At 71.3% G+C, this 24,153-nt stretch carries 22 protein-coding genes; 8 read left to right on the plus strand and 14 right to left on the minus strand.

Going from position 1 to position 24,153, the window contains the following annotated elements; genetic code table 11:
- Window positions 1-2 precede the first annotated feature (2 nt).
- Together EER30_RS08210 and EER30_RS08215 are read right to left on the minus strand one after the other, a co-directional pair.
- On the minus strand, window positions 3-1,460 hold the full coding sequence (locus tag EER30_RS08210) for an NAD(P)H-hydrate dehydratase (protein WP_127499745.1): 1,458 nt from the start codon (window positions 1,458-1,460) through the stop codon (window positions 3-5).
- Between the two features lie 82 nt (window positions 1,461-1,542).
- Complete coding sequence (locus EER30_RS08215; RefSeq protein WP_127499746.1) at window positions 1,543-1,911, minus strand: holo-ACP synthase; 369 nt, start codon at window positions 1,909-1,911, stop codon at window positions 1,543-1,545.
- Window positions 1,912-2,066: 155 nt separating this feature from the next.
- Here EER30_RS08215 and EER30_RS08220 point away from each other — a divergent pair, with 155 nt between their 5' ends.
- Window positions 2,067-2,354 carry a hypothetical protein gene (locus EER30_RS08220; protein WP_127499747.1) on the plus strand — a complete coding sequence of 96 codons (288 nt, stop codon included), beginning with the start codon at window positions 2,067-2,069 and terminating at the stop codon, window positions 2,352-2,354.
- Window positions 2,351-3,799, plus strand: coding sequence for an alpha/beta hydrolase (locus tag EER30_RS08225; protein WP_127499748.1), 1,449 nt, complete (start codon window positions 2,351-2,353; stop codon window positions 3,797-3,799). Before EER30_RS08220 ends, EER30_RS08225 begins: the two co-directional genes overlap by 4 nt.
- An 8-nt stretch (window positions 3,800-3,807) precedes the next feature.
- Here EER30_RS08225 and glmS read toward each other — a convergent pair whose 3' ends face one another.
- Window positions 3,808-5,691 (minus strand): glutamine--fructose-6-phosphate transaminase (isomerizing), encoded by a 1,884-nt coding sequence (glmS, locus tag EER30_RS08230; protein WP_127499749.1) that lies wholly within the window; start codon window positions 5,689-5,691, stop codon window positions 3,808-3,810.
- A 168-nt stretch (window positions 5,692-5,859) separates the two neighbouring features.
- Between glmS and EER30_RS08235 the strand changes: the two genes are divergently transcribed.
- Window positions 5,860-6,747, plus strand: a complete 888-nt coding sequence (locus tag EER30_RS08235) for an MmpS family transport accessory protein (RefSeq protein ID WP_127499750.1) — start codon at window positions 5,860-5,862, stop codon at window positions 6,745-6,747.
- Window positions 6,748-6,763: 16 nt separating this feature from the next.
- Window positions 6,764-7,942, plus strand: a complete 1,179-nt coding sequence (locus EER30_RS08240) for a pyridoxal phosphate-dependent aminotransferase (RefSeq protein WP_127499751.1) — start codon at window positions 6,764-6,766, stop codon at window positions 7,940-7,942.
- 69 nt (window positions 7,943-8,011) lie between these two features.
- Here EER30_RS08240 and glmM read toward each other — a convergent pair whose 3' ends face one another.
- From glmM to rplM, 3 genes are all read right to left on the minus strand, one after another.
- Window positions 8,012-9,361 (minus strand): phosphoglucosamine mutase, encoded by a 1,350-nt coding sequence (glmM, locus tag EER30_RS08245; RefSeq protein WP_127499752.1) that lies wholly within the window; start codon window positions 9,359-9,361, stop codon window positions 8,012-8,014.
- Between the two features lie 132 nt (window positions 9,362-9,493).
- Window positions 9,494-9,991, minus strand: coding sequence for a 30S ribosomal protein S9 (gene rpsI / locus EER30_RS08250; protein ID WP_127499753.1), 498 nt, complete (start codon window positions 9,989-9,991; stop codon window positions 9,494-9,496).
- Window positions 9,992-10,011: 20 nt separating this feature from the next.
- Window positions 10,012-10,455: a 50S ribosomal protein L13 gene (rplM, locus tag EER30_RS08255; RefSeq protein ID WP_127499754.1), complete on the minus strand. Its 444-nt coding sequence runs from the start codon at window positions 10,453-10,455 to the stop codon at window positions 10,012-10,014.
- 679 nt (window positions 10,456-11,134) lie between these two features.
- On the opposite strand from rplM, the gene EER30_RS08260 reads away from it, so the two are divergent.
- The gene (locus EER30_RS08260; protein WP_127499755.1) at window positions 11,135-12,277 is read left to right on the plus strand and encodes a uroporphyrinogen-III synthase; all 1,143 of its coding nucleotides are present in this window, start codon (window positions 11,135-11,137) and stop codon (window positions 12,275-12,277) included.
- Window positions 12,278-12,426: 149 nt separating this feature from the next.
- Here the strand turns inward: EER30_RS08260 and EER30_RS08265 are convergent, their stop codons facing one another.
- From EER30_RS08265 to EER30_RS08280, 4 genes are read right to left on the minus strand one after another with little or no spacing between them, the layout of a single operon-like run.
- Complete coding sequence (locus EER30_RS08265; protein WP_127499756.1) at window positions 12,427-13,047, minus strand: GTP-binding protein; 621 nt, start codon at window positions 13,045-13,047, stop codon at window positions 12,427-12,429.
- Complete coding sequence (locus EER30_RS08270) at window positions 13,028-13,390, minus strand: DUF742 domain-containing protein (protein WP_127499757.1); 363 nt, start codon at window positions 13,388-13,390, stop codon at window positions 13,028-13,030. Before EER30_RS08270 ends, EER30_RS08265 begins: the two co-directional genes overlap by 20 nt.
- A 31-nt stretch (window positions 13,391-13,421) precedes the next feature.
- Window positions 13,422-13,829, minus strand: coding sequence for a roadblock/LC7 domain-containing protein (locus EER30_RS08275; protein ID WP_127499758.1), 408 nt, complete (start codon window positions 13,827-13,829; stop codon window positions 13,422-13,424).
- On the minus strand, window positions 13,826-16,795 hold the full coding sequence (locus tag EER30_RS08280) for a nitrate- and nitrite sensing domain-containing protein (RefSeq protein ID WP_240669885.1): 2,970 nt from the start codon (window positions 16,793-16,795) through the stop codon (window positions 13,826-13,828). Before EER30_RS08280 ends, EER30_RS08275 begins: the two co-directional genes overlap by 4 nt.
- Window positions 16,796-17,211: 416 nt before the next feature.
- On the opposite strand from EER30_RS08280, the gene EER30_RS08285 reads away from it, so the two are divergent.
- From EER30_RS08285 to EER30_RS08295, 3 genes are all read left to right on the plus strand, one after another.
- Window positions 17,212-18,369, plus strand: coding sequence for an ABC transporter substrate-binding protein (locus tag EER30_RS08285; RefSeq protein ID WP_240669886.1), 1,158 nt, complete (start codon window positions 17,212-17,214; stop codon window positions 18,367-18,369).
- Window positions 18,366-19,115, plus strand: coding sequence for an ABC transporter ATP-binding protein (locus tag EER30_RS08290; protein ID WP_127499760.1), 750 nt, complete (start codon window positions 18,366-18,368; stop codon window positions 19,113-19,115). The genes EER30_RS08285 and EER30_RS08290 overlap by 4 nt, the downstream gene beginning before the upstream one ends.
- Before the next feature lie 93 nt (window positions 19,116-19,208).
- Window positions 19,209-20,417: a hypothetical protein gene (locus tag EER30_RS08295; RefSeq protein WP_127499761.1), complete on the plus strand. Its 1,209-nt coding sequence runs from the start codon at window positions 19,209-19,211 to the stop codon at window positions 20,415-20,417.
- Between the two features lie 41 nt (window positions 20,418-20,458).
- Here EER30_RS08295 and thiC read toward each other — a convergent pair whose 3' ends face one another.
- The 4 genes from thiC to EER30_RS08315 all read right to left on the minus strand — a co-directional run bounded on the left by thiC (window position 20,459) and on the right by EER30_RS08315 (window position 24,153).
- Window positions 20,459-21,979 carry a phosphomethylpyrimidine synthase ThiC gene (thiC, locus tag EER30_RS08300; protein ID WP_127499762.1) on the minus strand — a complete coding sequence of 507 codons (1,521 nt, stop codon included), beginning with the start codon at window positions 21,977-21,979 and terminating at the stop codon, window positions 20,459-20,461.
- 67 nt (window positions 21,980-22,046) lie between these two features.
- Window positions 22,047-22,808, minus strand: coding sequence for a bifunctional hydroxymethylpyrimidine kinase/phosphomethylpyrimidine kinase (thiD, locus tag EER30_RS08305; RefSeq protein ID WP_127499763.1), 762 nt, complete (start codon window positions 22,806-22,808; stop codon window positions 22,047-22,049).
- The gene (locus tag EER30_RS08310; RefSeq protein WP_127499764.1) at window positions 22,805-23,377 is read right to left on the minus strand and encodes a thiamine phosphate synthase; all 573 of its coding nucleotides are present in this window, start codon (window positions 23,375-23,377) and stop codon (window positions 22,805-22,807) included. Before EER30_RS08310 ends, thiD begins: the two co-directional genes overlap by 4 nt.
- The gene (locus EER30_RS08315; RefSeq protein WP_127499765.1) at window positions 23,371-24,153 is read right to left on the minus strand and encodes a thiazole synthase; all 783 of its coding nucleotides are present in this window, start codon (window positions 24,151-24,153) and stop codon (window positions 23,371-23,373) included. The genes EER30_RS08310 and EER30_RS08315 overlap by 7 nt, the downstream gene beginning before the upstream one ends.

The raw sequence follows: 24,153 nt of genomic DNA on the forward strand, positions 1-24,153 counted from the left end.
GCTCACCGCAGGTCGCGCACGGTCGCGCGCAGGGCCGCGGCTATGTCGGGGGAGGTGACCGGCCCCTCCTCGGCGGCGCGGCGGCCGGCCAGCCCGTGGGCGTAGGCGGCCATGACCGCGGCTCGCTCGGGCGGCAGCCCGCCGGCCAGCAGCGAGCCCAGCAGGCCCGCCAGCACGTCGCCGCTGCCCGCCGTGGCCAGCGCGGACGTGCCCGTCGGGTTGGCCCACACCTCGCCGCTCGGGGTGGCCACGATCGTACGGTCGCCCTTGAGAAGCACCACCGCTCTCATCCACGAGGCGAGCTTGAGGGCCGCGCCGACCCGGTCGGGGTCGGGCGCCTCGCCGGCCAGCCGCCTGAACTCACCGTCGTGCGGCGTGATCACCAGCGGGGCGTCGCGGCGCAGGTCTTCGGCGTGCTGGCCGTTGATCAGCAGGGTCAGCGCGTCGGCGTCGAGGACCACCGGCAACGAGGTGGCGAGCACGCTGCGCAGGGCCGTGCGGGCCTCGTCGTCGGTGCCGAGCCCGGAGCCGCACACCCACGCCTGCACCCGACCGGCGTCGGCGACCCTGGGCGCCACGACCACCGACGGGTGGGCGCGCACGACCTCGGCGTGGGCGCTTCCCGCGTAACGGATCATGCCGGTCGGGCCGGCCAGCGCCCCGCTCACCGAGAGCAGGGCAGCGCCGGGGTACTGCGCGGAGCCGGTGGCGACACCGAGCACGCCCCGGGTGTATTTGTCGGAGGCCGGGCCGGGGTGGGGCCACCAGTCGGCGATGTCGGCGGCGTCGGGGACGGACACCGCCGGGTCAGCTCGCAGCGCCGGGCCCAGGCCGATGTCGACCAGCTCGACCTGGCCGCAACGGACGGCGGCCGGACCGACCACGTGGGCGGGCTTGAGGCAGCCGAAGGTGACCGTGACGTCGGCGGTGACCGCCGCGCCGGGCACGTCACCGGTGTCGACGGCCACGCCGCTGGGCACGTCGACCGCGACGACCACGGCCCGGGCGCCCGAACGGCCCCGCAGATCGCCCAGCCGGGCCACCACGGCGGCCGCGGGCGGGCGCAGACCGCCGCTCGCGCCGATGCCGACGATGCCGTCGACCACCAGGTCGGCCTGCTCGGGGAGCCCTGACGTGGTGCCGCCGCCGGCCGCGCGCAACGCCCGCAGACCGTCGAGGTGGACCCGATCGGGGCGCATCAGCAGGGCGCACACCTGGGCTCCGCGCCGGGCCAGGGCCGCGCCGGCATAGAGGGTGTCGCCACCGTTGTCGCCGCTGCCCACCAGCAGCACCACGCGGGCGCCGTAGACACCGGCGCCGCCGTTCCCCTCGGAGAGCAGCAGAGCGCAGCGCCGGGCCAGCCCGGCGGCGGCTCGTTGCATGAGCGTGCCCTCGGGCAGCGTCGCCATCAGGGATCGTTCCGCCGCGCGCACATCCGCGACCCGCCATGCCTGCCGCATCGACCCTCCAGCCTTCGCCTGTTGCCGACTGTTCTAGACCTCGGCTACGACAATTTCGCTGCGGCTCTGGTCAGGACGCCGCTCAGGACTCCGCGACCACCATCGCCGACGCGATGCCGCCGTCGTGCGAGAGCGATAGGTGCCACCGGCTGATCCCTCGCTCCACGGCGACCGCCGCGACCGTACCGGAGACGGTGAGCCACGGCCGCCCATCGGGGTCGGCGACGATCTCGCAGTCGTGCCACAGCATGCCGGCGGGCGCGCCGAGCGCCTTGGCCACCGCTTCCTTGGCGGCGAAACGCGCGGCCAGCGACTCGGCCGACCGAGGATTTCCCGACGTGGTCAGTCGCTCACCCTCGGTGAACAGGCGAACCGCCAGCAACGGAGTCCGGTCGAGTGCGCGGGCGAAGCGCTCCACGAGGACCACGTCGATGCCGACTGCCACGATCACCGCCCAACCTTATCGGTAGCCGCCTCTTAGCATCCGGCCGAGCAGCGGACCGGCCCTGTGGACAAGCGGCCGCCCGTCGTCCACAGGCCACCCCACGGGCGGGCCGCGGCCCCTACCTTCGGCGCATCCGATTTCGCCCGGCCTGGAGGTTGCCCATGAACCCCGATCTCGAAGTCGACATCGACGCGCTGCGGCGCGCGGCGGCCGATATCGCGGCCACCGCCGATCGGGTCGGCGCAGCCGCCGGGGAACAACCCCTGCCGCCGGCGATCCCCCGCTGGGCCACCACCGAGGCCGCTCTGCTCGCCGCCGAGGCCGCCCGGCAACAGCTCGCGCTGATCGGTTCCGACCTCCACGAGACCGCCCGTCGTGTCCGGGCCGCTTCGGCCGACTATGAGCTGGCCGACGCCCGCGCCGTCACACGTCTGCGGCTGATCCGATGAGCAGCGCCGTCCACGCCCGCCTGCGGGCCACCGACCCGGCGCGGTGGCGCGCGCTCGCTCTCGCCTGGCGCCGCTGGGCGGCCCTGGCCGGCCGTCTGGCCGCCGAGTTCGGCCCGCGGCTGGCCACTCTCGGCTCGGCCTGGCGCGGCGCCGCCGCCTCGGCCGCGTCCCGCCGGTTTGACGGGCTGCGGCGCCGGCTCGTGCTGTTCCGGCTGCGCTGCTGGCTCGGCGACCAGGTGGCCAGCGAGTTCGCCGCCGCCCTGGGCCGGGCACGAGCGCTGCTGGCCCAGGGCAACCTTCCGGCCGCCGTCTCGGTAGCCGCTGCGGCTGACACCGCGGCGAGCGAGGGTCTGCGACGGCTGGCCGAAATCGTCCCGGCCCCGGCCCGGCTGCCCGGACCCGACTGCACGAGCTCACCGTCCGAGGTGCGCCGATGGTGGGCCGGCGTCCCCGAAGACCAGCGGCACTGGCTGCTGGCAACCGAGCCCGGATGGCTCGCCGGTCTCGACGGTCTGCCCGCCGCCGACCGTGACATAGCCAACCGTCTGCTGCTCGACGACCACCGGGCCTTCGTCGACCGGGCGATCACCGGCGCGACCGGGGGCGAACGCGACCGGCTCCGCGGCCTGCGCGACGGGCTGGCGGCGCTGAGCGACCGGCTGGCCGACGAGTCCGGGCCCCGCGCCTACCTGCTGCGGCTCGACCCGCGCGAGGAGGGCCGGGTGGTCGTGGCGCTCGGCGACCCCGACCGGGCCGCCAGCGTGCTGACCCACGTGCCGGGCATGACGGCCGGCCTGGCCTCGTTCGGCGGCGAGCTGGCCCGGGCCGAGCGGGTCGCCGTCCGCGCCGCCGAGCTGGGCCCGCGGGCCTCGACCAGCGCGGTCCTCTGGCTCGACTACGACGCGCCCGACTTCGTCGGCGAGGCGGCGAGCGCCCGCCGGGCCGAGGCCGCCGCGCCCGCGCTGCGTCAGTTCCAGGAAGGGCTGCGGGCCGGCCACGAGGGCGCGCCCGCCCGGCAGGTCGTGCTGGGCCACAGTTACGGGTCGCTGGTCGTGGGCCGGGCGGCCGCCGGCGAGGGGCTCGCGGCCGACGGCGTCGTCTTCGTCGGTTCGCCCGGGGTGGGGGTCGACTCGGCGCGCGACCTGCGCGTGCCGACCAGCGAGGTGTGGTCGACCACCGCACGCGGCGACGTCATCCAGTACGCCGCCGTCGCACCGGGCGGCCTGGTCCGCGACCTGGCCGTGGCCGGCACCGTGCCCGGGGCCGCGTTGCCGGCCCTCGGACGGCCCGAGCGCGACCTGTGGTTCGGGCACAACCCGAGCGACCCCGGGTTCGGCGCCCGGGTCTTCGCCAGCGCGCCGCTGGGCGGGCACGCCGGCTATTGGGACCCGGGATCGCCGTCCCTCGACACCATGGCCGCCATCACGCTGGGATCAGCGCGATGAGGACGTTCTTATTCGACAGTGACCGACTTGGCGAGGTTGCGGGGCTGGTCGACGTCGTGGCCACGGGCCGAGGCGATCTCGCACGCGAGGATCTGCAGCGGCACTGTGGTCATCAGCGGCGCCAGCAGGGTCGGCGTCGCGGGCACCCGGATCAGGTGGTCGGCGAAGGCGGCGACGTCGTCGTCACCCTCCTCGGCGATCACGATGGTGCGGGCGCCGCGGGCGCGCACCTCCTGGATGTTGGAGACGACCTTGTCCCGCATGACGCCGCGCCCGGCCGGCGACGGCACCACGCAGACCACCGGGGTGCCCTGGTCGATCAGCGCGATCGGCCCGTGCTTGAGCTCCCCGGCCGCGAAGCCCTCGGCGTGCATGTAGGCGAGCTCCTTGAGCTTGAGCGCACCCTCCAGCGCCACCGGGTAACCGACATGCCGCCCGATGAAGAGCACCGTCGAGGCGGTCTTGAGGTCGCGGCCCAGCGCTCGCACGTCCTCCATCGAGTCCAGCAGGCCGCGCAGGCTGTCCGGGGTGCTCTGCAGCTTCTCGACGACCGCGGCGACCTCGTCGGCATACATGACCCCGCGCACCTGGGCCAGGTGCAGGCCGATCAGGTAACAGGCGACGAGCTGGGTGAGGAAGGCCTTGGTCGACGCCACCGCGATCTCGGGGCCGCCGTGGGTGTAGAGCACTGCGTCCGACTCGCGCGGGATCGTCGAGCCGTTCGTGTTGCAGATGGCCAGCACCCGGGCCTTCTGCTCCTTGGCGTGGCGCAGAGCCATCAGCGTGTCCATCGTCTCGCCCGACTGGCTGATCACGATCACCAGCGTCGAGCGGTCGAGGATCGGGTCGCGGTAGCGGAACTCGCTGGCCAGTTCGACCTCGCAGGGCAGGCGCACCCAGTGTTCGATGGCGTATTTGGCGACCATGCCCGCGTTGTAGGACGTGCCGCACGCGATGATGAAGATCTTGTCGACATCGCGCAGGTCCTGGTCGGTGAGCCGCACCTCGTCGAGGACGATCTCGCCACGGTCGGAGAGCCGGCCCAGCAGCGTGTCGGCGATGGCCTGCGGCTGCTCGGCGATCTCCTTGAGCATGAAGTAGTCGTATCCGCCCTTCTCGGCGGCCGAGGCGTCCCAGTCGATGTGGAACTCCTTGCCCTCCTGGGGCGAGCCGTCGAAGCCGGTGATCTCGATGCCGGCCGGCGTGATGAGAACGACCTGGTCCTGGCCGAGCTCGATCGCGTCGCGGGTGTATTCGATGAAGGCCGAGACGTCGCTGGCCAGGAAGTTCTCGCCGTTGCCCCGGCCGACGACCAGGGGCGAGTTGCGGCGGGCGGCGACGACGGCGTCGGGCACCCGCACGTCGATGGCGAGCAGGGTGAAGGCGCCCTCGAGCCGGCGAACCGTGCGGCGCATACCCTCGGCCAGCAGCTCCGGCCCGTCGGCCAGGCCCGACTCGCGCAGCGCCCGCACCTCACCCGCGAGCAGGTGAGCGGCGCACTCGGTGTCGGTGTCGCTGGCGAACTCGACGCCGGTCGCCTCGAGCTCGGCACGCAGACGCGAGAAGTTCTCGATGATGCCGTTGTGGATGACGGCGACATTGCCGTCCTGCGAGACGTGCGGGTGGGCGTTGCGGTCGGTCGGGCCGCCGTGCGTCGCCCACCGGGTGTGCCCGATGCCGGTGGGACCGGCGGCGATGCCGGGATCCGCGGCCTCGGCGAGCGCCTTCTCCAGATTGGCCAGCTTGCCGGCCTTCTTCTGGGTCAGAACGGTGCCGTCTTCCACGACAGCCACACCGGCGGAGTCGTATCCGCGGTATTCCAGCCGGCGCAGTCCGTCAAGAACGATGCTGAGCGCCGGACGACCGCCGACGTATCCCACGATGCCACACATGGCGGTGACTCTAACCGAACTTCGCTCATCCGTCATGCGCATGAACCACCCTTTCGAGCACACGGCTTGCGCAAAACGAGCCGAACGGCCGACCGCGCCCTCGATCGGCTGGCGCCTTTGGCGTACCGTCGGCTACCGCGCTACAACAGCGCGCTCGTTTCGGGAGACATGTTGAGCAATCAGCCCGACAATCGGCAGCCGGACGACGTTTCCGAGCCAACCGCTCCGCTCGGTGGCGCGTCACCGGTCTCGGGTCAGCCCTGGTCGACGCCCTCGGGCGACGCGATGGCCCCGGGGCCCTACCCGCCGTCGTTCACGCCCGGCTACGCCTCGCCGCCGCAGCCGCCGAACCCCGAATACCCGCCGACGTCGCAGTTCCCACCGACGCCGACGACTCAGATGCCTCAGGCGTACAGCGCGCCGCATTCCGCACAGCCCGATTACACGCAACCCGGCTATGTCCCGCCGCAGTACAGCCCACCCGGCTACGGCGCCCCGGGCCCCGCCGGCAAGCCGCCCCGCAAGAGCAGCCTGCCGATCGTGGCGGTGCTGGTGGCGGTCACGCTCCTGCTGTGCGGCGGTGTCGTGACCGCCGGTGTGCTCATCGCGCGCAATGTGGCCGACCGGGCGGAAGAGGCGATCGGCCCGCTCTCCGATCTGCCCTCGGCCGCCCCGGAGATCCCGGCGCTGCCCACCGACCTTCCCGACCTGCCCACCGCCCTGCCGAGCCTGCCCGCCGCGCCCGACCTGGGCGACCTGGGCGGCCGCAAGATCAAGGTGACCTACGAGGTGACCGGCAACGGCAAGGCGTCCCAGATCCTCTACGTGGCGAAGGTCGGCGAGGGGGCCAAGCGGCTGCAGAACGTCGACCTGCCGTGGAAACTCACCGTCGAGATGGAGACCCCGGCTGCGGCTTCGGTTGTCGCGATGCGGGTCGGCACATCGGACGTCTCGATCAGTTGCCGGGCCGTGGTCGACGGCACCGAGGTCAAACAGAGCAAGGTGAGCTCGGGCCCGGTCGCCGTGGCCACCTGCAACCACCTCGCCCTCAACTGAGCGGGAGACGGTCCTGATGAGCGATCCGCTGGTCGAACGGATGCGCCCGTTCGGCACGACGATCTTCACCGAGATGTCCGCGCTGGCGGTCCGCACCGGCTCGATCAACCTGGGCCAGGGGTTCCCCGACACCGACGGGCCGGTCGAGATGCTCCAGGCCGCGGCCCGGGCGTTGCGGGAGGGCGCGAACCAGTACCCGCCACTGCCCGGCATTCCCGTGCTGCGCGCCGCGATCGCCACGCACGAACAGCGGTTCTGGGGCCTGCCGCGCGATCCCGACAGCGAAGTGGTCGTCACCGCGGGGGCCACCGAGGCGGTCGCGGCGGCGATCCTGGCGCTCTGCGAGCCGGGCGACGAGGTTGTCACGTTCGAGCCCTACTACGACTCGTACGCGGCCTCGATCACGCTGGCCGGCGCCGTCCGCCGTCCGGTCACGTTGCGGCCCGGCACCGACGGCCGCTATCGGTTCGACGAGGGTGAGCTGCGGGCCGCGTTCGGGCCGCGCACCCGCCTCGTGCTGCTCAACTCGCCGCACAACCCGACCGGCAAGGTGTTCACCGCCGCCGAACTGGCCCTGATCGCCGATCTCTGCCGGCAGCACGACACGTACGCCGTGACCGACGAGGTCTACGAACACCTGGTCTTCACCGATGCCGCCGAGCCGCATGTGCCGCTCGCGAGCCTGCCGGGCATGCGTGAGCGCACCCTGCGCATATCGTCGGCCGGCAAGACGTTCTCGTGCACAGGCTGGAAGGTCGGCTGGGCCACCGGGCCCGCTCGGCTGGTGTCCGCGGTCACCCGGGTCAAGCAGTTCCTGACCTTTGTGAACGCCGGTCCGTTGCAGCCGGCCGTGGCCGTCGCGCTGGGCCTGCCCGACTCCTATTTCACCGGTTTCCGCGACGAGCTCCAGGCCCGCCGCGACCATCTGACCGCCGGGCTGATCGAGGCGGGCTTCGCCGTTCAGCCGTCCGACGGCACCTATTTCGTGACGGCCGACATCACTCCGCTGGGTGGCACGGACGGCGTCGAGTTCTGCCGGGAACTGCCCGAGCGCTGCGGCGTAGTGGCGGTGCCGACCCAGGTCTTCTACGACAACCAGGCCGCCGGCCGGCACCTGATCCGCTTCGCCTTCTGCAAACGGGAAGCGGTCATCGACGAGGCGGCCCAGCGTCTGTCGAAGCTGGGCCGCGGATAACCGAAGCTGGGCCGCGGACAACCGAAGCCGGGCCGCGGGTAACCCGAAGCTGAACAGCGGATAGGGCTGCTAGGCGGGGCTGGCCGCGCGGACCTCGTCGGCGATGCGCTCGGCGACCTCGCGGGCCTGCTCCTCCGTCTCGGCCTCGACCATGACGCGGACCAGCGGCTCGGTACCCGACGGGCGGAGCAGCACGCGGCCGGTCTCGCCCAGCTCGTTCTCGGCCAGCGCGACGGCGGCCTGGACGGCCGGGGCCGCCGCGCCCGCCTCGCGGTTGCCGACCCGTACGTTGATCAGCACCTGGGGAAGCTTGTGGACGACCGCGGCGAGGTCGGCCAGCGACTTGCCGCTCGCGGCGATCTGGGCCATCAGGTGCAGGCCGGTCAGCACGCCGTCGCCGGTGGTCGCGAAGGCCGGCATCACGATGTGCCCGCTCTGCTCGCCGCCCAGCGCCAGGCCGTCCGCGTCCAGCGCCTCGAGCACGTACCGGTCGCCGACCTTGGTCTCGATCAGCTTGATGCCGGACTGCTTCATGGCGATCCGCAGCCCGAGGTTGCTCATCACGGTCGCGACCAGCGTGTTGTCGGTCAGCGTTCCGGCGTCGCGCATCGCCAGCGCCAGGATCGCCATGATCTGGTCGCCGTCGACGACCTCACCCGAGGCGGTCACGGCCAGGCAGCGGTCGGCGTCGCCGTCGTGGGCCAGGCCCAGGTCGGCACCGGCGGCCAGCACGGCCTCGCGCACCTTGTCGAGGTGCGTGGAGCCGCACTCGTCGTTGATGTTGTAGCCGTCCGGGTCGGCGTGGATCGCGATGACCTCGGCGCCGGCCTCCTCGTAGGCGACCGGGGCCACCTCGCTGGCCGCGCCGTTCGCGCAGTCGACCACGACCTTGATGCCCTCGAGACGGTTCGGCAGGGCGCTGACCAGGTGCTTGATGTAGTGCTCGGCCCCGTCGAGCAGGTCGTTGACCCGGCCGATGCCGGCGCCGGTCGGACGGCCGATCGTGCCGTGCCCGTCCTCGACCGCGCGCTCGATGCGCTCCTCCAGCTCGTCGGGCAGCTTCGTGCCGCCGGCGGCGAAGAGCTTGATGCCGTTGTCGGGCATCGGGTTGTGCGACGCGGACAGCATCACGCCGAGGTCGGCGTTGGTCTGGCTGACCAGGTAGGCCACTGCGGGGGTGGGCAGCACGCCGACCCGCACCACGTTGGCTCCGGCGCTGGTGAGACCGGCGACGACGGCCGCCTCGAGCATCTCGCCGCTGGCCCGCGGGTCACGCCCGACGATCGCCAGTGGAGTGTGGCTGCTGTCGCTCTCCACCAGGACCCGTGCGGCCGCGACCGCCACGCTGAGGGCAAGCTCAGGGGTCAGGTCCCCGTTAGCGAGACCGCGTACGCCGTCGGTGCCGAACAGTCGCCCCATGAAGGTCTTCCTCTCGCCGGCCGCCTTGGACCGGACCGTGTGTGCGTCGTTGAGGGGAGGGAACGCAAACGGCCGGGCAGGTTCCTGAGAAACCCAGGAACACCACCCGGCCGTGTCAGACTCGGCGCAAAATCAGCGCTTCGAGTACTGCGGAGCCTTGCGGGCCTTCTTGAGACCGTACTTCTTGCTCTCCTTGACGCGGGCGTCACGGGTGAGGAAGCCGGCCTTCTTGAGGGCGGGACGGTCGTCGGGCTCGTTCGTGATGAGCGCCCGCGCGATGCCGAGGCGGAGCGCACCGGCCTGGCCGGTGATGCCGCCGCCGCGCAGGTTCGCGATCACGTCGAACTGCTCTTCCTTCTCAGCGGTAACGAGCGGCTCACGGATGAGCTGCTGGTGCACCTTGCTGGGGAAGTAGGCCTCGAGGTCGCGGCCGTTGCAGGTGATCTTGCCGGTGCCGGGCACGAGGCGCACCCGGACGATGGCCTCCTTGCGGCGGCCGACGGTCTGGATCGGACGGTCACCGGGACGCGGGGCGCGGACCGGGGCCGGCGCGGGCGTCTCGACGACGACAACCGTCTCGGCCGGCTCCTCGACGGTCTCGACGACCTCGGGCTCGATGATGTCGGACATGCTGCTGCCTTCTCCCGCGCTCACTGCGCGACCTGGGTGATCTCGAACGGCTTCGGCTGCTGAGCGGCGTGCGGGTGCTCAGCGCCCGGGTAGACCTTCAGCTTCTTGATGATCTGCCGCGCCAGCTTGTTGTGCGGGAGCATGCCCTTGATGGCCATCTCGACGGCCTTCTCGGGGCGCTTGGTGAGCAGCTCCTCGTAGCCGACCTGCTTGAGGCCGCCCGGGTAGCCCGAGTGGCGGTAGGCGACCTTGGTCTGCCGCTTGTTGCCGGTCAGGGCCACCTTGCCAGCGTTGATGATCACAACGAAGTCGCCGGTGTCGACGTGCGGGGCGAAGATCGGCTTGTGCTTGCCGCGCAGGAGAGTGGCGGCGTGAGTGGCCAGGCGGCCCAGAACGACGTCAGAAGCGTCGATAATGTGCCACTGACGCTCGATCTCACCCGGCTTCGGGCTGTACGTACGCACAGAATTACCTTGTCTTGTCGTCGGTCTGGGGTCGCGCGCTGGTCGCAGGCTTTCGCGAACTTTGAGCCTACCCCGGAGGGCTGACTCGCAGCTGTCGCACAACAGCAGGCAACAATACCCGGCCGCGCGGCGCGTGGTCAAAACGTGCTGGTCTGGAAGCTGTGTTCTAGAGCCTAGAGCTACACGATCGGTGGCCCCGCCCAAGACCCACGGACGCGACCTCCAAACATAACCTCAGCCAGCATACCCGGCGGCTCGGACGCGCCCGACAGCGGGACCCGGAGCCCCAACAGACCGTCACCGGGGTCACACACCAGCACCTCTTAGCAGGCTCGAAACAAACGGGACGCAACGGCGAAATTCACCGACGGCACGCTTCGGTCATGGCCAACGGTGCTGACACCTCGACGACGCGGGCCCGTCATGGCTCCCGCGTGCGAGGACGACGCACTATGGAAAAGCCACCGTCAGGGTTGAGGACGGACCTGACGGTGACCGCCGGACCGGCTTCCCGGTCAGGCGAAGAGGAGTTGTGGCGCGCGCCGGGCGGAGGTACGGCGGAGACCGCAGGCGTGACATGGGAGCGGGTCGACGCTGAGGACGGCGGACTCCGAGCGTGCCCTTCGGTGGACCGACCGGCCGCGCCACGACTTCTGAACCCTGATCTCGAGACGGCCGGATGATCGACCGTACGGGGGGACCGCGCCGGACGGTGATCACAGCGGCCGCCCTGGCCGAGCCGGCCGCGTCGCTCTCCGGGTACACGATCGGGGTCACCGCCGACCGCCGCCGCGACGAGCTGGCCACCCTGCTCGAGGGCCGCGGCGCCCGCGTCGTGCTGGCCCCCGCGCTGCGCATAGTCCCGATCGCCGACGACGCCGAGCTCAGGGCCGCGACCCGCGCTTGCCTCGACACCCCGCCCGACATCGTGCTCGTCAACACGGGCATCGGCATGCGCGGCTGGCTCGAGGCCGCCGAAGGCTGGGGTCTGGCCGAACCGCTCCGCGCCGTACTCTCCCGGGCCTATCTGGTCGCCCGCGGCCCCCTGGCGCGCGCGGCCGTCCGCTCGGCCGGGCTGCACGACCAGTGGTCACCCGAGGGCGAGGGCTATGAAGAGGTCGTCGACCACCTCACCGCGCGCGGGATCGCCGGCCTGACCGTCGCCATGCAACTCCACGGCGAACGGCAGCCCGAATACACCGAGGCGCTGGAGAACGCGGGCGCCCGCGTGATCGAGGTTCCGGTCTATCGCTGGGCGCCTCCGATCGACGCCGCGCCCCTGCAGCGCCTGGTCGACCTGATCACGGCCCGGCTGGTCGACGCCGTCACGTTCACCGCCGCCCCGGCCGTGCTGGCCCTGCTGCGGGCCGCGCCCGACGTCGACGCCGTGCTCGACGCCTTCCGCTCCGACGTTCTGGTCGCCTGTGTCGGCCCGGTCACCGCCGCTCCCCTGCGTCGGCACGACGTGCCGATCGTGGCGCCGCCGCGGGCCCGGCTCAGCGCCCTGGTGCGCACGATCGTCGACGAGCTGCCTCAGCGCGCGGTGTCGCTGGAGGTCGCCGGCCACTCGCTGACGCTGCGCGGCCATGCCGCCGTCATCGACGGTGAACTGCGTCCGCTGGCCCCGGCGCCGATGGCCGTGCTGCGAACACTCGCCGCCGCGCCCGGCCGCGTGCTGTCCCGGGCGGCATTGCTGCACGCTCTTCCCCGCGGCGCCGACGAGCATGCCGTCGAGATGGCCGTCGCCCGTCTGCGGGCCGGCCTGAACGCGCCGGGGGTCATCGAGACCGTCGTCAAGCGCGGCTATCGCCTGCCGGTCTGACCGGTTTTTCGAGCGCGCCCACTTACGCAGGCCGCCCGGGTGGGTCGAGCGTTCTGGGCGCGCCAGCGCCCTGCTCGGCCCGCCCGGGCCCTCGGCGGGAGCGACGGTCGGTAACCCACCACCCCGCTACGACATCCGCGGTTGACTTGCTATCCGACCGGGGTCGGTTGTCCACCACTCTGTTCGGCCACCAGGGTCGCCATGGCGTGTTCGACCACGCCGACCAGCACCTGCTTGACCGAGTCGCGGTGCCGGGCGTCGCACATGATGAGCGGGACGTGGGCCGGGATGGCCAGCGCCTCGCGCACCTCGTCCGGCTCGTAGCGCGGCGCGCCGTCGAAGCAGTTCAACGCCACCAGGTACGGCAGGTGGCGGTTCTCGAAGTAGTCGAGCGGGGCGAACGCGTCCGCGATCCGGCGGGTGTCGACCAGCACGGCCGCACCGACGGCGCCGCGGATCAGCTCGTCCCACATGAACCAGAAACGGGTCTGCCCGGGCGTGCCGAAAAGGTAGAGGATCAGATCGTCGGCCATCGTGATGCGGCCGAAGTCCATCGCCACCGTCGTGGTCCCCTTGCCGGGCACCTTGGACGCGTCGTCGATCCCCTGGCCGGCCGAGGTCATGACCGCCTCGGTCGTCAGCGGCTCGATCTCGGAGACCGCGCCGACCAGCGTCGTCTTACCCACGCCGAAGCCTCCGGCGATGACGATCTTCGCCGAGGTGATCTCTTTGGGTTGCGCCCCCGCCCGCTCAGAGCTTGCGAAGTCCACTTAACACCCTTTCCAGCAGATCCATCCGCTCCGTGAACCCAGTCTTGGGAGCGGCGCTGTGCAATGACAGCAGCCCGTCGGCCACCATGTCCGCGACCAGCACCCGCGCCACACCCAGCGGAAGCCGGGTCAGCGCTGAGAGTTCGGCCAGCGATTGCGCCTTCGCCTCGCACAGCACGGCGATGCGGTATTTGTCATGCCCGGCGAACCGAGCCTCTTGCAAACCGGCCTGGCTGGCGACCAGGACCGCCTCGATCGGGATGTCCCGGCGCGGTTCGGTACGTCCGCGGGTGACCGCGTACGGGCGCACCAGGTTGCCTCTCGGGTCCTGCGGCTGTCCCACCTGCGATCACCCCCTTCCGTCGAACCGGCGGCTAATGACTGACTGCTTCACGCGCGGTCGGCGACAGCGAAGCGCCGACCCGCTCGACCAGCAGGGCCATCTCGTAGCCGACCTGTCCCACGTCGCAGCTTCGCGCGGCCAGCACGGCCATCGAGGAGCCGTCGCTGATCGACATGAGGAACAGGTAGCCGCTGTCCATCTCGATGATCGTCTGGTTGACGGCGCCCGCGCTGAACATGCGCGACGCGCCGTCGGTCAGGCTGACCACGCCGGACGTGATGGCGGCCAGCTGGTCGGCCCGGTCCGCGGGCAGGTCACGCGACGCCGCCAGCAGCAGACCGTCGGCGGACACCGCCACGACGTGGGCGATGCCGGCCACGCTGTTGGCGAAGTTGTTGAGCAGCCAGCCCATGTCCTGCATGGTGGGGGGCCTGGTCACTGGTCATTCTCCTTAGCCTGGAAGGCGTCGGCCTCGGCAGTGCCGTCCGTACGCCCGCGTTGCACTCCCCGGTGATACGCGGAAAGCAGACCGCGGACCTCATCGGGGCTGCGACGGTTCTGGTTGCGCGGCCCGGGCTGCACACCGCCGGGCACGAGCTGCGCCTGGGGTACACGCTTGGGGAGGCCCGACCGCGTCGTGCCGGCGTCGACCGGTTCCGCCGCTGCCATCGCCAACTTCCACCCGTCGTCTGCGGCTGTTCTCCATCGATCCTCGGCAGCGGAGCGCTGCTTCGGAACCGACGGTCCATTGTGCCCGGTGCTCGCGGGAGCGGGCGCCGGGGATGCCGGCGCGGGGGCCGGCGAGGTCGGAGCTGGTTTTGCGACTGGGGCCGGCTTCGCGACTGGGACCGGCGGGGCGGCCGGCGCCGGGGCCTCGGCCTTCGATGCCGGCGCTGGGCTGTTGGGCGGCGGGGCGTAGCCGGCGGTCGGCATACCCCACTCCTCCTGGCTCGACTGCTCGTGGTTGCGGAACCAGCTCTGCTGCATCTGCACGAAGATCGGAGCGTCGTTGCGGTCGTCGGCCACCGGGGCGACCGGCGGGGACGGCACCGGCGGCATCGCGGCCAGCGCGGCTCCCCAGTTGCCCCCGGTCGGGGCGGGCGGCGTGGCCGGCATCGGCGCCGGCGTGGGCCGGATCGTCTCGTGAGCCTGGGTGGCGGCGGCGAAGCCGTTCATCGTCGGCGAGGTGTTCGTCGCGTCGATCGTCCGCGAGACGCGGGTCGGCAGCGGAGGCCGGTTCGGCGTCGGCTGCACTTCCGGGTCGGACGGCGGTCGCTGCGACGGGAACATCGGCAGTTGCGGGTGCGCGCTCTGCGGCGGCGGGGTCGGCTCGCGCCACGGCTCCGGCGCGATCGCCGGCAGGGTCGCCGTGGCGGCCCGGCCCGTCTGCGCGTCCCAGCTTCCGCCGTACGGGTTGCCGCCCAGTTCGGGGGTGCGCGGGCCGTGCGTGTCACGCCGGCTCGGCAGCACGACGATGCTGCTGGGCAGGGTGACCTGGGCGACCGTGCCGCCCTCGACGTTGGCCCGCAGCTCGACGCGGATGCCGTAGCGGTCGGCCAGCCGGCCCACGACGGCCAGACCCATCAGGCGGAACGCGGCCACGTCGACGCTCGGCGGCTCGGAGAGGCGACGGTTGAGCTGGTCCATCTGCTCCTCGGACATGCCGAGCCCGCGGTCCTCGACCTGGATCACCACGTAGTCGCGGATGCGACGGCCGTCGGCGACCACGATTGTGGTGGGCGGCGAGAAGCGGGTGGCGTTGTCGAGCAGCTCGGCGACCAGACGCACGACGTCGTTGACGGCGAGCGCGGCGATGGAGATGTCGGTGTCGACCGTGCCGAACTCGATGCGGTTGTAGAGCTCGACCTCGGACTGCGCGGCGCGCAGCGCGTCGACCAGCAGCGCGTCCTCGCGGCGCGGGGCGCTGGAGTCGGCACCCGCCAGCACCAGCAGGTTCTCGTCGTTGCGGCGCATCCGGGTGGCCAGGTGGTCGAGCTCGAAGAGCTGCGCGAGCCTCTTCGGGTCCTCCTCGGTGCGCTCGATCTGGTCGAGCTCGCCGATCATCCGGTCGACCAGCGACTGACTGCGCCGGGCCAGGTTGAGGAACATCGTCGAGACGCTGGTACGCAGGGCCGCCTGCTCGGCCGCGATGCGGACCGCTTCGCGGTGAACGACGTTGAACGCCTGGGCGACCTGGCCGATCTCGTCGCGGTTGGGCAGCTGGATCGGGTCGCGTACCTGGCGTACCAGTTCGTCGGCGCCGCCCTCACCGAGGTTGCGGGCGTCACGCAGCTTGGCCACGGCGTCGGGCAGGTCGCGGTTGGCCACCGCGAGGGCGCCCTCACGCAGCCGGCGCAGCGACATGTTCAGCGAGCGGGCCAGGATGACGGCCAGCACGATCGCGAGGATGAGGACGAGAACGACCGCGGCCGACTCGATCGCGGCCTGGCGTACGACGCCGTCGCGGTCGGCGGACGCCTGCGCGACCACGTCGGACTCGAGCTCGCGCTCGGCCCAGCGCATCAGGTCGACGACCGCGCCGAAGGCCTCGGTGATCTCCTCGGCCCGCACCGAGCCGCTGCTGTCGGCCCGGGCGAGCCGGGTGGCCAGGCTGTCGACCAGGTTGACGGCGTCGCCGCTGACCACGTTGTCGACCAGCGACCGCTGCTGAGCGTCGGCCACCAGAGAGAAGGAGAGCAGCGCCTCCTGCTGGCCGGTCTGGGTCGCGATGAACGCGGTGCGCTGCTCGGCGCTGTTGTCCTTGATGACCCGGGCCGCGTACGAGACCGCTTCCTGGTCGGCGGTGCCGGCCTTGGCGCGGGCGAACGCGGCGATGGCGCGCAACTGGTCGGCGACCTCGCCGTCCCCGGCGAACTGGCTGACCGCCTCGCCGTACGCGACCAGGTCGGTGATCACCACGCTGTAGCGGGACACTGCCTCGGCGACCGCGATGCCGCTTCGGTCACCGACCGCGGTGCGGGTCGCGTCCATGGTGTTGAGGTGGTCGTCGATCCGTACGAGACGGTCGTTGACCGCCTTGGGCGCGTCCTCGATGGCGGCCCGGTTCGCACGGTAGGTCTGGATCTGCGCGTCAGTCGCGCGGACCGCGGCCTGGTAGGTGTCGGGCTTGAGCGTGGGCCGGCCGAGATAGGCGGCGGCAGCCATACGCTCGACGTGCAGAAGCTGGGTGAGACCCGAGATGTCGGTCTCCAGCTTGGTCAGTTCTTCGACCGTTCCGGCCTCGGACGCCCGCTGTCCGACATCGACAAGACGGGTGGTGGCGAGGGCGACAACGGCGACCAACGGAACAACCAGGATGATGGCCAGTTTGGCGCGGATCCGCGCGTCACGCAGACGGGGAAAGACACCACGGCGCGTCACCTGGGTCGAAGATCCGGTGCTCACGACTTCTCCTCCGTGGTCTTGCCCGTGGTTCTTCGCCCGCAGAATCTGGTGCGGCCCGGGAATTTCATCAGAGCGGACATCCCTTTGGGAAGTCTGGAAACACCCGGAAACGACTTCGGTGACCGACTGCAAGCAATCTCGACAGTTCCACAATCGACAAGCAAACTGCTTTGACGTGCGCGAATATATCGACCGCGACATCCCGTGACGACTCGGTCACTCGAAACCCCCAAGATTTCAACCATTATGTGAGACAACTGTCTCGTTTCATCGATGGTGCTCCGCTTGACCAGGCGCTCTCACGTTGGCAAGGTTTGGCGCGATCGAACGGACACGTTGTCCGTGTCGGCGCGCCCGCCGGCGGCCCACGATGCTGCCGGCACTTTCGCCTTCCCGCCCTCTTAGGAGGCTCCGCAGTGCGGCCTTCCCGCATCACCGCGGCAACCGCTGTGGCATCGATGCTCCTCGTCTCCGGTGCGGCCGGCTGCTCCTCGGACGACAGCGACGGTAAGCAGGTGGTGGTCATCGCCGCCGACCTGAACAACTCGTCGCCGGTCGACACCGCGTACGCCCGTGCCCTGCAGCTGCGGATCGAACAGATCAACGCGTCCGGTCAGCTCGGCGACCGCGTGCTGCAGTTGCGCACGACGGACAACCGCAACGATCCGACGGCGTCGCTGCGCAACATCAATTCCTTCGCCGACGACAAGACGGTCGCGGCCGTGGTCACCGGAACCTGCGACGTGTGCGTCGTCGACGCGGCCAAGACGATCAACGACAAGGCCGTGCCGACGATCTCGCTGGCCGCCTCCGACGAGGTGACCAGCCCGGTCGCCGAACGGCAGTACGTCTTCAAGCTGGGCCCGAACTCGGCCGACAGCAGCGCCGCGCTGGTCAACGAGCTAACCCGTGCGCGCATCCCGAACGTCGCGGTGCTCTACACCAGCGACCTTTACGGCAAGGGTGCGAACACGGCGTTCAACCAGGCGCTGGACGGCACCGGCATCGACGTGAAGGGCTCGCGCTCGGTCAAGCCCGGTGCCGCCGACATCGCCCAGGCCGTGGGCACCCTGACCGACAGCGACCCGGGTGCGCTGATCATCCTCACCCCGCCCGACCTGGCCCAGCAGGCCGCCGTCGACGCGAAGGCGGCCGACTACCAGGGCAAGATCTACTTCGACGCGGCCTCGGCGACCGACCTGTTCATCCCGACCGCCGGGGTCGCGGCCATGAACGGCTCCACCCTGGTGTTCACCCAGATCCTGGCGATCGACGACGTGATCGCGACGACGCCGGCCAAGTCGTCCCGCAAGCAGTGGTTCCGCGACTACACGTCCCGGTACGGCAGCTACTCGGGCGTGGCCTCGTTCGCCGCCGACGCCGCCGACCTGGTCGCCGACGCGGTGGCCCGGGTGGGCGCCGACCGCCCGCGCATCCGCGAGATCATCGAGACCTCCCAGGTGGACGGTCTCTCCGGCCCGATCCGGCTCACCCCGGACAACCACTCCGGCCTCATGCCGCAGGCGCTGACCCTGCTGGTAGCCCGGAGCGGCCGGTGGCGGCTGGCCTCATGATCAAGATCGACGGCGTGTCCCGCACGTTCACCGGACGGTCGGGCACGGTCGAGGCGCTGCGCGACGTCAGCCTCGAGGTCGCCGACGGCGAGTTCGTCGCGATCGTCGGCCGTTCCGGCTGCGGCAAGTCGACGCTGTTGCGACTCATCGCGGGCCTGCTCCCGCCGACCGGCGGCCGCGTCGACGTCGGCGGCGAGCGGGTCGTCAAGCCCCGGCGGGACGTCTCCATGATGTTCCAGCGCCCGGCCCTGCTGCCCTGGCGTACGGTGCTCGACAACGTGCTGCTGCCGGTGCAGATCTTCGGCTTCCGCAAGGCGGAGTATCGCGACCGCGCGGAGCAGCTGCTCGCCCTGACCGGCCTGACCGGTTTCGAGAAGCGGCTCCCGCACGAGCTCTCCGGCGGCATGCAGCAGCGGGTCGCCCTCTGCCGGGCCCTGATCGCCCGTCCTCAGGTGATGCTTATGGACGAGCCGTTCTCGGCGCTCGACCCGCTGATCCGCGAGGAGCTGTCGGTCGAGCTGCAGCGCATCCACATGGAGCAGGAGGCGACCACCGTCTTCGTCACCCACTCGATCGACGAGGCGGTGCTGCTGGCCGACCGGGTGGTCGTGCTCAGCCCCCGTCCGGGCCGGGTGCGCGAGATCGTGGACGTCCGCATTCCCCGGCCGAGAACGCTGGGCCGCACCGCGCACTCCGATGAGGTCGCTCGGTGCAGCGCCCTGCTCCATGATCTTCTAATGGCCTGAACCGATCACTCTTCGTATAAATACCTAAGCGGGATTTTAAGAATCCGGTCCCGCTGTTGAGCGCGTAGGCGAGGAAACCGTAACGTGCCGGTCATGGCTTTTCGCACCCGAGCGAAGTTGGTGGGGGCCGCATTCGGCGCCGCGGCGCTGGTTGGGGCGGGTCAGTTGGGCTTGGCCTACGGGCTGGGCGTCCTCGACCTGACCCGTGCCGTAGAGATCACTGCGCGTGACGGCTGGACCGCTGAGCTGGCCTGGGTCGCGTGGTTCGCGATGACCGCGGCCGCCGCTGGTGGCCTGGTCGGTCGCGCCTGGCTCCCCGCGGGGGCCGGCGCGACGACCCGGCTCGTCGCGGGCACGGCGGCCGGCTTCGGGGCGGCGCTGATCGTCCCGCTGACCATGCAACCGGCGCGCAGTGCCCAGGTCGTCGGGGTGGACGCGGTCTTCGTGATCGGTGCCTGCGCGATCCTCGGTGCGGTGGCCGGCGTCCTGGCCGCGTACGCCGCCCTGGGCCGCAACGCCGCACGCTGGAGTCTCGCCACCACGAGCGCCGTGATCTGGCTGCTCGCGCTGGTGTCGGTCGCGCCCACGCTGCGGTCGGGTGACAAGCCTTCCCTCGTACGCCTCGGCGTGCTCGACGCCGGTTTCGTGCCGGACGACCTCGCCGAGCAGGCGTCGCTGGCCACGATGCCGGCGATCGCCCTGATCTGCGGCCTGGTGATCGGCATCGCCGCCCGCCGCAAGCGCCTGTCGATGGCCTCGATCGCCCTGGCCGGGCTGCCCGGGCCGGCGTTGCTGACCCTCGCCTACCTGATCGCCGGTCCCGGGAGCGGGCGCGGACAGGAGCTGCCCTACTGGGCGGCGATGACGGCGACCGGGGCGGGCGTGCTCGGCTCGGTTCTCATCGCCGTGCTGGGCCGCGGGCCGGCCAAGGACGGCGACGCGCCGGAGCGCGCCGCCGCCGAGCACCCGCCTCTGCCCCAACGGGACGCCAAGCCCGACTCGGCCATCGCCAAGGCGGCGAACTCGGTCTCGAACAGTCCGCTGCCCGGCGCGGGGGCGGCGCAGGCGATCACCGGACGGGCCGCGGTCAGTGCCCGGGCCTCGGTCGCGGCTCGCGCCGCCGCCCAGCGCCCGGCTGAGGAGCTGCGCCCGTCGGACACCGGGGTCATCACGATGCCGCCGTTCGACGGCTTCGCCAAGCCCCAGTCGCCCCAGTCGCCGCAGTCGGGGCAACTGCCGCCGCAGCAGCAGCGGCCGGACGGCGAGATCAGCGACTGGGTGAGCGGTCTGGGCCGCGGCTGACAACGCCACGGCCCCGGGCGCCCGCAGGTTGTGGAAACCGTCTACTGCGTACTCAGCGGCACATACACCTTGCCGCCCCCCGCCACGAACTCGGCCGACTTCTGCCCCATCCCCTGCGCCTTCAGTTCATGACTGATCTTCATCGAACAGAACTTGGGCCCGCACATCGAGCAGAAGTGCGCCGTCTTAGCCGGTTCGGCCGGCAGCGTCTCATCGTGATAGGCCCGCGCCGTCCCCGGGTCCAGGGCCAGCTCGAACTGGTCCTCCCACCGGAACTCAAACCGCGCCTTCGACAGCGCGTCATCCCACTCCTGCGCCCCTTGATGCCCTTTAGCCAGGTCAGCCGCGTGCGCCGCGATCTTGTACGCGATCATCCCCGCCTTCACGTCGTCCCTGTTCGGCAGCCCCAGGTGCTCTTTCGGGGTCACATAGCAGAGCATCGCCGTCCCGAACATCCCGATCATCGCCGCCCCGATGGCCGACGTGATGTGGTCGTACGCCGGCGCGATGTCGGTGGTCAGCGGCCCCAGCGTGTAGAACGGCGCCCCGCCGCACAGTGAAACCTGCAGGTCGACGTTCTCCTTGATCTTGTGCATCGGCACGTGGCCGGGCCCTTCGACCATCACCTGCACGTCGTGTTCCCAGGCCAGATGCGTCAGTTCTCCGAGCGTACGCAGCTCCGCGAACTGGGCTTCGTCGTTGGCATCGGCGATCGAGCCGGGCCGCAGCCCGTCGCCGAGCGAGAACGTGATGTCGTATTCCGCGAAGATCCGGCAGAGCTCCTCGAAGTTCGTGTAGAGGAAGTTCTCCTCGTGGTGGGCGAGGCACCAGGCCGCCATGATCGAGCCGCCGCGCGACACGATGCCGGTGACCCGGTCGGCGGCCAATGGCACGTGCGGCAGCAGCACCCCGGCGTGGATCGTCATGTAGTCGACGCCCTGCTCGGCCTGTTCGATGATCGTGTCGCGGAACGCTGACCAGGTCAGCTTCACCGGGTCGCCTTTGACCTTCTCGAGTGCCTGATAGATCGGCACCGTCCCGATCGGCACCGGCGAGTTCCGTACGATCGCCTCGCGGGTCTCGTGGATGCGTGGCCCGGTCGACAGGTCCATCACCGTGTCGGCGCCCCACCGCGTCGCCCAGGTCAGTTTTTCGACCTCTTCGGCGACCGACGACGTCACGGCCGACGTGCCGATGTTCGCGTTGACCTTCACCAGGAACCGCGATCCGATCACCATCGGTTCGGTCTCCGGGTGGTTGTGGTTGGCCGGCAGCACGGCCCGGCCGGCCGCGATCTCGGCGCGCACCAGTTCGGCCGGCACGTTTTCGCGCACGGCCGCGAACTCCATCTCCGGTGTGATCACGCCGGCCCGCGCCGAGGCGAGTTGGGTGCGGCCGCTCACCCAGGGTTTCCGCAGCGGGGGCAGCCCGACCTCGGGGTCGCTGCCCGGACCGGATGTGTCGTAGAGCCGGACGGGGTCGTTGCCGCCGCTGAGTTCGACCGACATGAATGGCACCTGGATGTCGGGGCGCGGGCCCTCGACGTACACCTTGCGTCGCATTTCTCTCCAATTCGGATAAAAGCGGCGTCGGACGGGCGCGAGGGGTCACGAACCGTCCCGCCAAAATTCAGGGGGCGAAGTGGTTCAGCGGTCCAGGCCCGGCGCCCAGCCGCCAATCACGTCCGCCGGTCAGCGCGGCCGCGACATAGCGTTTGGCGTTGCGCACGGCCAGCGGCACCGGATCACCCGCGGCCAGCCGCACCGCGATCGCCGACGAAAAGGTGCAGCCCGACCCGTGGTTGTTGACCGTGGCCACCTGCTCGCCCCGCAACGTCTCGGTTTTCCCGTCGAAGCGCAGCACGTCGATCGCCAGCTCGCTGCCGGTCACCACCGCCGCCCGCGCGCCCTTGTCGACCAGCAGCTCAGCCGCGGCTTCCATCTCGTCGGCCGTCTCGACCCGGCCCGCGACGAGAGCGGCCGCCTCCTGCCGATTCGGGGTCACCACGCACGGGTACGCCACCAGGGGCGCAACCGAAGCCGTCGAGGCGAGCCGCGCCCCCGAGGTCGCCACCAGCACCGGATCGACGACCAGGTTGGGCAGACGATCAGCGCGCTCGACGACCAGCCGGGCGATCGCCGGATCCCCGATCATGCCGACCTTGACCGCGGCCACTTCGAAATCAGCCAGTACGGCGTCAAGCTGCGCCGCCACCACGTCGACCGGAATCGGGTGGATCGCGGTGACACCCAACGTGTTCTGTGCGGTCACCGCCGTGATGACCGAGACGCCGTACGCCCCCAGGGCCGCGAACGTTTTCAGATCGGCCTGAATCCCGGCCCCGCCCCCGGAGTCCGACCCGGCGATCGTCAGCACCACCGGCGGCGTCACGACGCCCCCACCGTGGCGAACGCGTTCGCCAGTTCGGCGGCGACCATCTCGGGGTCGCGAGCCCGCATGACGATTCCCATGACGGCGATGCCCCGGGCCCCGGCCGCCGCGCATTCGGCCGCCCGCGCGGCCCGGTCGACGCCGCCGAGAGCGAGCCACGGGACGTCGCCGGCCAGTTCTGCCGCCGCATTCGGTCCTACCGCGGGCCCGTACCCCGGTTTACTCTCGGTCGGCCAGATCGGAGAGAGCGTCACGTAGTGCTCGATGGACAGATCGGGCACGTCATGACAGGAACGGCCGATCAGGGTCACGTCGCCGTCCGGGAGCGGGTCGCGTTCGGCCAGGTGTACCGCGTCGCCGTCCAGCGGGTCCGGGCCGGCCACGATCAAATGCGGTACGACCGCGCGCAACTCATCGGCCAGGGCGGCCCGTTGCGCACGCGGCAGGTCCCGCTCGCGCAGAATGACCCACGCGGCGCCGCCGCGAACCGCGGCCCGCACCACCTCGACCAGCGGCCCGGCCGTGGCTCGCCGGTCGGTGAGCACGACGAGCCCTTCCGGCGTCACCATTCGGCCCGTCCTTCGTCCGGTGTGGAGGCCACCGCGTGGAAGCGGCGCGGGATGCGGCCGGCCTCGAAGGCGAACCGCCCCGCGAGCACCGCGTGCCGCATCGCCGACGCCATCGTGGCCGGGTTGTCGGAGCGGGTGATCGCGCTGGCGATCAGCACCGCGTCGCAGCCCAGTTCCATCGCGAGCGCCGCGTCCGAGGCCGTGCCGATGCCCGCGTCGAGCACCACCGGCACCTCGACGCTCTGCCGGATCAGGCGGATGTGGTGCGGGTTCGAGATGCCCAGCCCCGAGCCGATCGGCGAACCGGCCGGCATCACCGCGGCGCAGCCCACGTCGGCCAGCCGGCGGGCCAGGATCGGGTCGTCGCTCGTGTACGGCAGCACCGTGAACCCGTCGCCGACCAGGGTCTCGGCCGCCCGAAGCAGTTCGACCCCGTCCGGCAGCAGGGTTCGCTCGTCGCCGATCACCTCGAGCTTGATCAGGTCGGTCTCGAAGGCGTCCCGGGCCAGGTGGGCGGTCTTCACGGCGTCCCCGGCGGTGTAGCAGCCGGCCGTGTTCGGCAGCACCCGCACGCCGAGCCGGTCGAGCATCGGCAGCAGGCCCGGCCCGGCCGCGTCGACCCGGCGCAGCGCCACGGTGACCAGGTCGGTCCCCGACGCGACGATCGCCTCCTCGAGCGCGGCCAGGCTGTTCGCCCCGCCCGTGCCGAGAATGAGCCGTGACTTGTCGAAGAGCTGGGGTTGGGCTCGCCGATGCTGACGCGGTTGCTGCGGCAT

This window comes from Actinoplanes solisilvae, from assembly GCF_003999975.1.
Taxonomy (GTDB): Bacteria; Actinomycetota; Actinomycetes; order Mycobacteriales; family Micromonosporaceae; genus Actinoplanes; species Actinoplanes solisilvae.